Annotated in this window: 9 protein-coding genes, 1 pseudogene and 1 riboswitch; of the genes and pseudogenes, 1 reads left to right on the top strand and 9 read right to left on the bottom strand. The window is 35.2% G+C overall.

The annotated features are described in order from the left end of the window. Positions 1-15 precede the first annotated feature (15 nt). From MHH98_RS02385 to MHH98_RS02350, 8 genes and pseudogenes are all read right to left on the bottom strand, one after another. A complete protein-coding gene (locus tag MHH98_RS02385) occupies positions 16-603 on the bottom strand; it encodes a TetR/AcrR family transcriptional regulator (protein ID WP_340712212.1) in 588 nt (195 codons plus the stop codon). Between the two features lie 283 nt (positions 604-886). Then, positions 887-1,990, bottom strand: a pseudogene (locus MHH98_RS02380) (Na/Pi cotransporter family protein). 462 nt (positions 1,991-2,452) lie between these two features. Next, positions 2,453-4,006 (bottom strand): glutamine-hydrolyzing GMP synthase, encoded by a 1,554-nt coding sequence (gene guaA, locus MHH98_RS02375; RefSeq protein ID WP_340708593.1) that lies wholly within the window; start codon positions 4,004-4,006, stop codon positions 2,453-2,455. A 142-nt stretch (positions 4,007-4,148) separates the two neighbouring features. Continuing rightward, positions 4,149-4,250, bottom strand: a riboswitch (purine riboswitch). 33 nt (positions 4,251-4,283) lie between these two features. Next, complete coding sequence (locus tag MHH98_RS02370) at positions 4,284-6,512, bottom strand: DUF4129 domain-containing transglutaminase family protein (RefSeq protein ID WP_340712211.1); 2,229 nt, start codon at positions 6,510-6,512, stop codon at positions 4,284-4,286. After that, positions 6,509-7,678 carry a DUF58 domain-containing protein gene (locus tag MHH98_RS02365; RefSeq protein WP_076035268.1) on the bottom strand — a complete coding sequence of 390 codons (1,170 nt, stop codon included), beginning with the start codon at positions 7,676-7,678 and terminating at the stop codon, positions 6,509-6,511. The genes MHH98_RS02370 and MHH98_RS02365 overlap by 4 nt, the downstream gene beginning before the upstream one ends. Before the next feature lie 44 nt (positions 7,679-7,722). Further along, positions 7,723-8,673 (bottom strand): AAA family ATPase, encoded by a 951-nt coding sequence (locus tag MHH98_RS02360; RefSeq protein ID WP_038179365.1) that lies wholly within the window; start codon positions 8,671-8,673, stop codon positions 7,723-7,725. 409 nt (positions 8,674-9,082) lie between these two features. Continuing rightward, on the bottom strand, positions 9,083-9,910 hold the full coding sequence (gene nadE / locus MHH98_RS02355; RefSeq protein WP_340712210.1) for an ammonia-dependent NAD(+) synthetase: 828 nt from the start codon (positions 9,908-9,910) through the stop codon (positions 9,083-9,085). A 13-nt stretch (positions 9,911-9,923) separates the two neighbouring features. Then, the gene (locus MHH98_RS02350) at positions 9,924-11,393 is read right to left on the bottom strand and encodes a nicotinate phosphoribosyltransferase (RefSeq protein WP_340712209.1); all 1,470 of its coding nucleotides are present in this window, start codon (positions 11,391-11,393) and stop codon (positions 9,924-9,926) included. A gap of 423 nt (positions 11,394-11,816) precedes the next feature. Between MHH98_RS02350 and MHH98_RS02345 the strand changes: the two genes are divergently transcribed. Next, positions 11,817-12,362 carry a phosphoribosyltransferase family protein gene (locus MHH98_RS02345; protein ID WP_038179372.1) on the top strand — a complete coding sequence of 182 codons (546 nt, stop codon included), beginning with the start codon at positions 11,817-11,819 and terminating at the stop codon, positions 12,360-12,362. A 326-nt stretch (positions 12,363-12,688) separates the two neighbouring features. Here MHH98_RS02345 and MHH98_RS02340 read toward each other — a convergent pair whose 3' ends face one another. Next, on the bottom strand, positions 12,689-13,180 hold the full coding sequence (locus tag MHH98_RS02340) for a methylated-DNA--[protein]-cysteine S-methyltransferase (protein ID WP_038179373.1): 492 nt from the start codon (positions 13,178-13,180) through the stop codon (positions 12,689-12,691). Positions 13,181-13,315: the final 135 nt, after the last annotated feature.

Genomic DNA, 13,315 nt, shown 5'->3' with positions numbered 1-13,315 from the left:
CCTTTTACACTCCTATTACTTTATTACATCTGTAATTGTTTGCCGCCAAATAGCAGCCTCTTCTATTTTCATATCTAGCATTTTATAATTCAGAATGTTATCCAACATTAAAGCCAACACTCCAGCTTTCGCCTGAATATTATTTTTTTCAATTAATCCAAACTCTGTAGCTTTCTGTAGAATTTGGACAAAGCCATCAATAAACATTTGTTGTACTTCCTTTATCTTATCGATAAAAGTTTCATCCTCTTCTTTAATTCGATTAGCATACAAAGTAAATTCACTCAATAAATTCAGCAATATATCCTGTTCTTGAATCTCATTTATATACTTCATACCACCTGAATAAAGCTGTTCAATCAAATCTTCTTTAGTCATGCCTTCTATTTGAAAGTACCTTTCGAATGTATAATCTTCAAATATATAATCAAAAACCCTTTTGATTAGTTCATCTTTCGACTCCACATAATAATAAAGAGAAGGCTTTGACATTCCCAACTCTTTAGCAATCATTGCAAAGCTTGTTTTATGAATTCCTTCTTTAGCAAAAAAATAAATAGCTACATCCAATACACGTTGATACGTTTCTTTCCCTTTATTCATATTACACCTCTTATTTACCTATCGTTAAGTAAATTAAATCATTTAATTAAGTAAGTTGTCAATCTCGTATCTTACTTTACAAATGAGATCATCTATCCTATAAAACAAGTTATCGATTTTAGCATTTCGTTTATCTTTAAATTGAGGGTGACTGTTGATATCCTCATCATTTGCTCTTTAATTAGATGTCTTATGTCTTCTAATTGTTTACGAAAATACACCTAATGAATCATTTGAAAATTGAGGTAAAAAAATAAGCATTCCCGAAAGAATGCTCATTACCTTAATCTTGTTCGTAAATCGTATCAGCAATGTTGTTGGCGTGGTCGCTAATACGTTCAAGATTGCTAATAATATCCGCAAATACAATGCCTGCTGAACCCGAGCAAATACCTTCATTCAATCGACGAATATGATGTTTACGTAAACTACGTTCCATTTCGTCAATACGTTCTTCTTGAGCTCTTACCTGCTGTGCCAACGACACATCACGTGTATCAAGCGCATGCATTGCTATTTTTACTGTTTCAATGACAAGCTCAAACATTCCTTCTAGCTCTTGCGTCGCTTCTTGACTAAGTTTTATGCGATTCGATTCTTTATAATCAATAAGCTCAATTAGGTTTTCTACATGATCACCAACACGTTCAATATCACGAATATTTTCAAGAAGCGCATGATGGATATGAGAATTTACACCTGATAATGATTGTTTTGATAAACTTACTAAATAATCCGTTGTTTTTTGATCGAGATTATTTATTGCTTCTTCTAATTGTGCCGCTGTACTTGCTTGCTTCACATCTAACGTTTTTAAATAGTCCATAGCTGCTGATAATCCTTGTACACCACCCCCCCCATACGAACCACTTCCTGCTTTGCTTGTCCTAACGCAATACCTGGTGATTTTGTAATTAACGAGTAATCTAAATACTTCGGTTTATATTCAACTATAGTATCCTTACCCGGAATCAACTTGGTAACGACATAAGCCCATACACCAATTAACGGTAGTTGAATAAGCGTATTGGCAACATTGAACGTTCCATGCGCGAAGGCAATTTGCATTTTAGGTTCTAATCCTAATATACCAGAAATCCATTCTATATAATTCGTAAATAGCCCAAGCATGTCGTAATGTCATAAAGCCCGCGCTGACTAAACCGACCGTAATAACGGTTGTCCCGGAGCTCGACTGAATAAGTACTGTGACAAAAATCCCTACTAAGACACCCATAAATGGATTTGTCGTAAAACGATCTAATAAATCTCTTAAACGGTCTCCGGCTGCTTTTTGCAGACCATCACCCATGTATTTAATTGCAAATAAAAAGAGTCCTAGGCCTCCCAAGAATTGAAAAATCATTTCCTGCCAATTTAACTCCATGCTGCCACTCCTTCATGTTTTATCACATTTATTATAAAAAATACTAACTTTCTGCGTTGGCTTTTCACAGAGTTTTAACATGCTCTTTACACAGCATTTACAATTCAGTCGTAATTTCGGCAAATTTCTTAATATTTTTTTGATAAGCTAAAAGTTTATAGAATTTTTCATCTATTTTATAAAAATCCTTCCGTTGTCAATTATAGTTTTCCATACTTTTTTCTACATATCCATTCACTACATCTTTAAATTCAATAGAGTCATGGAAACGTTCAGGTTTTAATGCCCACCAAAAATATTTATATTCGAATGCAGAAATTCGAAAAAGTATTTTCTACTTTTAACTGAGAACACTACTATGAACATTATTCAGATAGACTAGGTCATGAAGTATATTGATATCAGGCAAACAAAAAAAGCTTGGAAAACCTACTAATGTAGGCTCTCCAAGCTTTAATATTATTATTCCCACTCAATAGTTGCTGGTGGCTTAGAAGTAATGTCATACAGTACGCGGTTGATATGATCAACTTCGTTTACTAGACGTACTGAGATTTTTTCTAAAACTTCCCATGGGATACGTGCCCAGTCAGAAGTCATACCGTCGATTGACGTTACAGCACGGATACCGATTGCATAATCGTAAGTACGTTGGTCACCCATTACACCTACGCTTTTCAGATCAGGAAGTACTGTGAAGTATTGCCAAATGTCGCGATCCAAACCATGTTTAGCGATTTCTTCGCGTAAGATAGCATCTGATTCACGTACAATGTTTAATTTTTCTTCTGTTACTTCACCAAGTACGCGGATTGAAAGACCCGGACCTGGGAATGGTTGACGCCATACGATTTCATCAGCTAGTCCAAGTTCAGAACCTAGTGCACGTACTTCGTCTTTGAATAATGTTTTTAATGGTTCGATAAGTTCGAACTGCATATCCTCAGGTAATCCACCTACATTATGATGAGATTTAATTGTTTGTGCAGTTGCTGTACCAGACTCAATAATATCAGTGTAAAGAGTTCCTTGTGCAAGGAAATCCATACCTTCAAGTTTTGAAGCTTCTTCATCGAATACATAGATAAATTCGTTACCGATAATTTTACGTTTCTTCTCTGGATCTGAAACGCCAGCTAATTTACTCATGAAGCGTTCACGAGCATCGATTTTGATAACGTTCATGTTGAAACCTTCTGTGAAAGTTTTCATTACTTGTTCAACTTCACCTTTACGGTTTAAGTTGTGGTCAACGAACATACAAGTCAATTGGTCACCAATCGCTTTGTGGATAAGAACAGCAACAACTGATGAATCTACGCCACCAGAAAGTGCACAAAGAACTTTTTTGTCGCCAACTTGTTCACGGATTTTTTGAATTTCAATTTCTACGAAGCTTTCCATAGACCAGTCGCCTTTAGCGTTACATACATCGAATACGAATTGACGTAATAAGTCATTTCCGTATACTGAGTGACGTACTTCTGGGTGGAATTGAACTGCATAGAATTTACGCTCAGCATTAGCCATTGCAGCAATTGGACATGAAGTACTTGTCGCAATTGTTTCAAAGCCTTCTGGAGTAACAGTTACTAAATCACCATGGCTCATCCAAACAACTTGCTCTTTTGGTAATTCGCCGAATAATGCATTGTCATTCAATACTTGAATTTCTGCTTTACCATACTCACGGTGTGCAGCTTTTTCTACTTTCCCACCTAAAGCATGTGTCATTAATTGCATACCGTAGCAAATCCCTAAAATAGGAAGACCTAAATTGAAGATTTCTTCATCAATATGGAATGCATTTTCATCATATACAGAGTTAGGGCCACCAGAGAAAATAATCCCTGTAGCATTCATTGCTTTTAACTCTTCTGCAGTAATAGTATGTGCATGTAATTCGCTGTAAACTCCAAATTCACGAATACGACGAGTAATTAGCTGATTATATTGGCTACCAAAGTCAAGAACGATAATCTTTTCTTGATCTTGTAAAATTGAACTAGCTGACAACGTTTCCACCTCTTTTAATATTAATATAACTGTTTACCTACTCATTTTAACATTTCTATACGAAAAGAACGCGTCTGAAATTACATCCTACGCGTCCTTATGCTCTACATCAAAAAAGGTGAATGCTAGTACATGGATTAACCACGCTGTCATTCACCTTCATAGTCAAGTCATTTACGGTAACCTGGTAGAGACATCCGAACCTTATTTTCGAACATATATGAGGGTAATCAATATATATAATTTTTCTCAATTTTACATGTTGTAACACTTAAAATCAACCGCTTGTACGATTGATTAAATATTCCCAACTTTCTTTAATATCTAACCAATCCCATTGAGCGTAATTATTACTATAAATTTGTTGCTCATATAAAGCAGTTATTTTACTCATATGCGTTGTACTTAATCGTTCATCTACATAATTTGCATAGTCTTGCAAGGTCTGCCCATTCCCCTTTTTCAAACCAGCATGCTCTAATTGTTTTAATAATTGATGGTAAGCATGGTCTAAAGAAATATTCTCAGGTTTTTTCATACGATAAAAAGTAATTATTGCTTTTGGTATCCACTTTCTACGCAATAATACTAGAATTAAAGATAGTACTATCAAAGCTCCTATAATTATCGCTATCACCATTGTAAACTTCTTACTCATTACAGGTTCTGCTTTTTTTGATTTTTGAGCCTTTTTTTCATCTTTTTCTTGCTTCTGCTTTTCTTCTTTTGTTTTTTCTTCTTTCTTCTTATCAACTTTTTGTTGTTTTTGCTTTTCTTCTTTGTCTTCTTTTTTAGGATTGATTGGTGTAGGTTCTTGTTGATTTTTCACATCATCTAACACATTATCAAAACCTTCAAAGCCTATAGTAGGTTCAAAAGACATCCAGCCTATTCCAGGTAAATATGCTTCTACCCATGAATGGGCATTATTATTTGTGATGACAAATTCCTTCTGTTGGCCTGCAACATTCTGTACTTCTTCACCTTCAGAAAAACCTTTTACCCAGCGCGCTGGAATACCAATAGAACGCAACATGACAACCATAGAGCTTGAGAAATTATCACAATAACCCATTTTTGTATCGAACAAAAATTGATCTACATAATCGTCATTTTTCCCTGGAATCGCCACTTTATCACGGCTATAGACATAATCGTTATATTTAAAATAATCTACAATTGCATTAGCCTTACCATATAAGCTCTTTTCATCTTTCGTAATGTCTTTTGAAAGTTTTCTTACTCGCTTCGGCAGTGTTTTAGGTAATTGCAAATAAGTATTATAATCCTTCGATAACTTATCCAAATCGTTTACATTTGTTTTCTTGAGTGCCTTCAAACTATATTTTGGTGAACTATAAGATATCGTATACGCTTCTAACGCAATTTCATCTTCGCCCTTTAAAGAGCGAATTTTTTCACCGTCTATTTCTCGGTAGAAAGACACTCCTGGATCTACATTACCAACTTTCATTAAACCATATGTCTGCATAATGAATTTGAAATCTTTCTTCATTTCAATTTCTGCAGTAGTTTGATCCATTTTACTTCCTGGTTTAATACTTAAAGGAATGTTCTCATTTTGATTAAAAGCTTCGACATAGACATCACCCTTTTTACGTTCCCATCCCTTAGAAGTATAAATATCCTTTGTTTCAATTCTCCAATATTGATTACTATCAGCCTTTGCATTAAAGACGATTCGAGCATCCATTTTAAATGGTCCGCCTAGCTTTTTATCATCCTCAACATAACCAATTTTCCCAATAGCAGAACTGCCTTTACCTTGTTGGTCCATTAGAGTAGAAAGTGATTTTGGTAAAGTTACCATCGGGCCTTTTTTAGGTATCGCATAGGCAAATACAGTACTCGCAATAAGCATAACTGCTAACGGAACTAGGACAGAGATATACTTTATATCTTTCCTTTCTACAGCATTTGTCTCAAATAAATGATTAGCATATAAAGTTCCTAGTAAAAGTAATCCTAAAAACATAACTCTTATAATGGCAAACTTTGCATTATATTCACTAAAAGTATCTAACAATACTAAAAATATAATTGTTACGAATAAGAAATGAATAATAGTATGCTTCACCGTTATCCAATAGTGAATTAGATAAATTGTCATCCAAAGTAAGATAAAGAATAAGATACTTCGAAATGAATTCTCCACACCGTTCCAATCTTTTTGCATCAATGCTAACCAACTATTTTGAAGATCACTGCTTAATGTTAGTACACTCTCAATTGAAAATACTTTCGTTCCTGTATAAACGTACATTAAAAACCAGAGTATATAGGCAGATTTTATAATGGCCGATATCCAACCATTTAAATGGACTATATTCGCCAGTAAACAGATACCTACGAATAATAAGAATAAGTTTAAATGACCAGTATTGGTCAAATTCACTATGGGCAGAAGCCATTCTCTTAACATGAAGAAAATCACTATATAGAGTGCCACTAATCCTATCATTCGCTTAATAGGATGATGTGTCATTTCAACACCCCCGTAAAAGCTTCTGTAAATTGTTCCTTAGCAATCGTAATAACTCTTATCCCACGTGTACGAGCCAATTTCTCCATAGCCTGCTCTTGGGTAGACATGACTTGTCCTTTACTTCGAATAACAAAACATACACAGGCACGAGATGACCTTGATACCTTTGTTAAAATATCAAGCCACTCTGTTGTAAGCTCACTTGTCACAAAAAGAATTTGAGCCGCATTCGCTAACGTACGATCTTGTTCATACAAATGATTGACTGAATCTCCCAAATCATCTTGTACACTCGCCAAATGGAACATCACCTCTTGCAATTGGCTTTCTGTTTGCGTAGCTTCAAAAAGCACACGATTTCTACCTGCCGACAAAAACGCCATCGTAATTTGCTGACGAACACTTGCATTTAAGATAGAGGCAACAAACTCAACTTGCTCTTCAAATAATGCTGATGGAGAACAATCTAGCACAAGGCATAAATCTTGTGATTGTTGATCTTCAAATTCTTTCGTCCGAAGCTCTCCCGTTTTCGCAAATGTCTTCCAGTGAACCCAAGACATCCGGTCTCCAGATTGATACTCGCGCAACCCTGATACCATCGTCGTATCTCGTACAATTGTGGAAGATACCGGTCCAGTTCCTGTTTGCATGCTCATATCAAGTGGTCTGAAAATCATTTTCGTCACATTTGGATACACAACAACCGTACGTTTCGCAGGGATGATTTGCGTTTTTTTAATCCATCCAAAGAAATCACTTACTGTTATTTCAACGCCTTGTAAAAAGTGCTCCCCCCGCGGTATTTCTTCAATCTCATACGTCCACTTAACTTCCTTTTTAAATCCAATTAACAATAACCTTTGCATTGGTTGCGTCGTTGCATTTACCAATGCTTCACTTGGCATCGCTTCACGAATAACTGCATATACAATAGGCCATCTATTATTGCGTTTTAGAGTCATTGTCATCTTCAATGAATCACCATTTCTCATATATTCCTGTTCAATACTACGCTCTATTTTCATTTTTTTTAAAGGTGTAAAAAATAACAGCAATGAGTACGTTGAGAAAGGAAGTAACATGAAAAAGACAAACCAGATTACAAAACCGCCTTCTATGATGCTAAATGCTAAAGTACTAAGCAGTAGCAAAACGACTAGCATCAGGCGTAGGATTCTCCCTGAAACATATCGTAACCTACTTATTGTCATTGATTTGCAGACCTTTTAATGGGCACAACTGTATTAATTAAAATGCGTCCAATAATTTCTTCAGGTGAAACTCCATCATAACGAGCTTCAGGCCTTAGCATTATACGGTGTGAGAATACAAATGGTGCTAAAAACTGAACATCATCAGGTGTTACAAAACTACGACCACGAAGTAATGCATATGCTTGCGAAGCTTTCATCAATGCAATCGAGCCTCGTGGACTAACACCCAAATATACATATTGGTTTTCTCTCGTTGCACGAGATAAATCAACAATATAACCTTTCACAACTTCATCAACAAAAACATCTTTCACCTGTTGTTGCAAAGTAATTAACTCTTCTAATGTAATGACAGATGTTAAAAAATCGATTGGCTTTCCTTGTTCAGCACGACGCAGTACTTCAATTTCATCATCATAAGATGGATAACCCATTTTCATCTTTAACAAAAATCGATCGAGTTGTGCTTCTGGCAATGGATAGGTACCCTCATATTCAATCGGATTTTGTGTTGCCATTACAAAAAAAGGTTTTGGTATACTATATGTTTCACCATCGATTGTCACAGCAGCCTCTTCCATACCTTCAAGTAAAGCAGCTTGCGTTTTCGGAGAAGTACGATTAATTTCATCAGCCAATACGATATTGCCCATGATTGGCCCTGGTCGAAAATGGAATTCCATATCTTTTGGGTTATAAATGGATACACCCAGAACATCCGAAGGCAATAGATCCGGTGTAAATTGTATACGTTTAAATTGCGCTCCTACTGATTTTGCTAAAGCACGTACCATCATCGTTTTACCAACACCAGGTACATCCTCTAATAAAACATGCCCTTGAGCAAGTAATGATACTACACTCAATTCAGCAATATGTTTTTTACCTATCATAACTTTTTCAATATTACGTACGACCTCTTGAAGCTTTTCTTGTGTTTCCATCAATTGAACCTCCACTTTACAAAGTCTATCGTTTTAAGCCATTAGACCAAAAAAATAAGTCTTATGAACCGAGTCTTTTTATATAATTGGACTTATTATACCATGTCCATTGTATTTCGTTTGATTACAAACCTTTAACAAATCACAGAGTAGAACAACTTTTAGCTCAATTCATCTGTTTAGTTCCTTATATTATTGCTCCTTAAAGCTCTTTACTAACCCCCTTTTTCTTCATAATTTTAAAATCTACTTTAGAGCTAAATTTTCAAATGATAACAGGTATCTGTTTTATTAATTAATTGTTTGTTTATTTGTTTATAATATCTTTCACCAATTCACGTCCTTCGGTTAAAGAAATACAAAAAAACCGAATCCCCACTTCGGGATTCGGCTCATCTATGTTATTTAATTACTTCCAAAAATCATCATACACAGTTATTGGTAGGTGGCGTTTATGTTGCGAACGTAAGTAATGTCCTTCTAAGACTTTACGAGCCTCATCAGGAATTTCTTTACCTTCCAAATAATCATCAATTTGATCATATTTCACACCTAACGCAACTTCATCGGGTAATGAAGGACGCTCTTCTTCTAAATCTGCTGTTGGTGTCTTTTCGTACAAATGTTTCGGACATCCAAGCTCCTCAAGTAACGCTCTACCTTGGCGCTTGTTTAAGCGGAATATCGGTACAACATCTGCCCCGCCATCACCGAACTTAGTATAGAACCCGGTAATGGCTTCTGCCGCATGGTCTGTCCCAATGACAATCCCAGCATTTGTTGCTGCAATTGCAAAGTGAACTTTCATACGTTCGCGTGCTTTTTCATTCCCTTTTACAAAATCAGAAAGTACAACTCCCGCATCAGCCAAAGCTTGTACACCAGCATCTACAGCTGCCTTAATATTTACAGTATATACTTTTGTCGGTTGGATAAAATCAATTGCATCTTGGCAATCCTGTTCATCTGATTGTACTCCATATGGAAGACGCACTGCCCAAAAAGAATATTGATCTTTACCAACTTGTGCATTTAGTTCATCTACTGCCATTTGCGCCAGTTTACCACTCAAAGTGGAATCCTGACCACCAGATATACCTAAAACAAAACCTTTTACGAAAGAATGCTTAAGTGCGTATGCTTTTAGGAAATCTACTGAACGACGAATTTCTTCTTGTACATCGATTATTGGTAGTACTCTTAGTTCTTCAATAATTTGTTTTTGTAAATTTGACATACTACTTACCTCCTTACCCAAGATCGATTTGTTCAACCATATCTTTCACTTCTTGAATGTTACGCATTTTATTATCCCAGCATTTTTGGCTTAAATCGACTGGATATTCCTCTGGATTTAAAGAACGCTTATATTCATCCCATAATAATTCTAAATTTTCAGTTGCGTACTCTCGCATCTCTTGTACAGAAGGACTTTCGTAGATTACTTGTCCATTTTCAACCACTTTTGTGTGTAAATTTTTTGCTTCAAAATTAGTGACGAATTTAGAGATGAATGTATGCACAGGATGGAACATTTTAATACGTTCCTCTAATTGAGGATCCTCATCAAACATCGTAATGTAGTCACCCTCTGCTTTACCATTCTCACGATCGATGATGCGATATAATTTTTTCATCCCAGGTGTCGACACTTTTTCAGCATTAGCAGAAATTTTAATGGTATCTTCCATTTGCCCATTTTCTTTTTCAATGGATACTATTTTATACACTGCACCTAAAGCAGGTTGATCGTAACCAGTAATTAGTTTTGTACCAATACCCCACATATCAACCATTGCATTTTGAGCTTTTAAGTTCAAAATAGTATATTCATCTAAATCATTTGATACAACGATTTTGGCATTTGGGAATCCAGCGTCATCTAACATTTTACGTGCCGCTTTTGATAAAAATGCAATGTCTCCACTGTCTAAGCGAATACCTATAAAGTTAATCTTATCGCCCAGTTCTTTTGCTACTTTGATCGCAGTTGGAACTCCTGATTTTAATGTATTATACGTATCAACTAAAAATACACAGTCTTTATGACGTCTTGCATAAGCATGAAACGCCTCGTAATCGTTTTTATAAGCTTGAACAAGGGAGTGAGCATGAGTGCCTGCAACTGGCAAATTAAACAATTTACCTGCTCGCACATTACTTGTCGATTCCAACCCACCAATAATTGCTGCACGTGTACCCCAAATAGCTGCATCCATCTCCTGTGCACGACGTGTACCAAATTCCATTACTACATCGTCTTTTACAATTTGCTTAATACGACTTGCTTTTGTAGCAATCAATGTTTGATAATTGACAATGTTTAGTAGCGCCGTTTCAACTAATTGTGCTTCTACTAAAGGCGCTTCAATACGAACAATCGGTTCATTACCGAAGACTAATTCACCTTCAACCATTGAATATACATCTCCGGTAAAGCGTAAATCTCTTAAATATTCTATAAAATCTTCGCTATAACCTAAATCATTTTGCAAATACTCTAAATCACTTTCACTAAAACGGAAATCACGTAAATATTCCAGCATTCTTTCTAGACCAGCAAAAATTGCAAAACCGTTGCCAAATGGTAATTTTCTGAAATACAGCTCAAACACTGATTTTCTATTATGTATACCATCTGCCCAATAAGATTCTGCCATGTTTATCTGATATAAGTCTGTATGTAGCGCTAAGCTATCATCTGGATATTTCGACTTCATACTTAGTCCCTTCTTCCACCATCGTAATTAGTCATAGTATACACTATTTAACGTTAAACATGTTTTGAAAACCGTTATTCTATCTCATGAACCTTATATTTTTTCATTAATTACACTGTAAATTTCTTAATTTTCTCAGTAATCCATCAACTATTAATTTGAACAATAGTTTTAAAGGTGATAACATTGTTTTTGAATCGAACAATCCCGTATACTTCCAGTAAAGTGTATTGAAAATATCTAGGTAGTCATCGTGAAATTGTTATATTAAGGAATGTGTCACGTTATTTTTTGATGATGCGCATTATTACGACTTAAATCATCTGAAAATGTAAAGACTATTAGAGACCTATTTATATAAGCCATCGGGTATTTTTTGAATTTGTCTCATTAGTCATTTTGTAAATCGGAGGATTTTATGCAATGAAAACTTATGAATTACATGTCGTGGGTTTAAAGCGACATTTACCCATTATTCAAATTAAAGAAAATCTATCTATAGCTAGCTTTGTTTTATTAGGTGATATAGAGATGGTGGATGCAGCAGCTACTGCCCTTGCCGAAAAGCTACCTGATGTAGATCTACTCATTACAGCAGAAGCAAAAGGGATTCCTTTAGTGTATGAACTTACAAAGCGTATGAAATTACCACGTTATGTCGTAGCGCGTAAATCATTAAAAGCTTATATGCTTGAACCACTTATTCATGAAGTGAAATCCATTACGACAGACGAAAAACAAATCCTATGTTTAGACTTCCATGACGTAGCCTTTTTAAAATATAAGCGGGTTGCAATTATTGATGATGTAATTAGCACTGGGGCGTCTATCAAAGTATTAGAAGAGCTAGTAACAAAAGCAGGCGGTCGAGTTGTTGCAAAAGCAGCTATTTTAGCAGAAGGTGATGCTATTAAAAGGGATGACATTATTTTCTTAGGGACATTGCCACTCTTCCCTCATCACCAATAAACTTACAAATTCTCAAGCCAATTCAATCAAATTTTGAATTGGCTTTTCATTTTGCCAAAATATAATTTACGCCAATAAAATAAACGATTTTCACATTAGATTGATTTGAGTTTTCAAACAAAAATTGGAATCGTATTATTTTTCGAGACAACTTCAAACAGACGGACATTATTAGGTTATGTGAACTATAAAATATTTGAAAGGTAATATGAGAATCTCGCAAACGTTATCAATTTATTTTATAGTTACTATTTATATAGGAAGAAACTCAATTTTTTTGCATCAATTTGGTAAAATAATTTCTTCATTTTCTTGTCTCATGTACTTTATTTTTCTAATGCAAGTAGTGCTTTTTTCATCGGTATACCGCTACGAAAACCTGTAAGTTGACCATCTTTTCCGATAACACGATGACATGGTACGATTATCAGAATTGGATTTGCACCAATTGCTGTACCTACAGCTCGTACTGCCTTTGGATTATTTATTTGATTGGCGATGGCTGAGTAAGTTGTTGTTTCGCCATAAGGTATACCTTGTAATGCTTTCCAAACAGCTTGTTGAAACTCCGTGCCACCTGTATCTAGAGACATCACGAATTCCTGTTTCACACCTTTTAAATAGTCGATCAACTCTTTTTTATATGCTTCTAATTTTTCATCAGACTCTATTAGGCTATACTTTTTAAACCGCTTTGCAGACATCGTTTCTAACTCATCCATACTAATGCCTACATAACTAAGCCCATGGTCTGTAGCAGCTAAATAAATTTCCCAATCCTCATATTGAAAACATGTCCAATAAATATCTTTTATCATGCTAATATTCCCCTTTTTTTCATTAAGATTTGTTGTTTCACTAGTCTTGTTATTGATAATGTAATAAAATACGATGCATTTGGTTCCCACCTTAACAAGATATAACGCCCTAATATAGTTTGTTCTTCTGTTGGA

The sequence above is a fragment of the Viridibacillus sp. FSL H8-0110 genome, assembly GCF_038003565.1.
GTDB classification, from domain to species: Bacteria; Bacillota; Bacilli; order Bacillales_A; family Planococcaceae; genus Viridibacillus; species Viridibacillus arenosi.
Note: the sequence above shows the minus strand (reverse complement) of the source record. Positions and strands in the feature narration are given on the sequence as shown.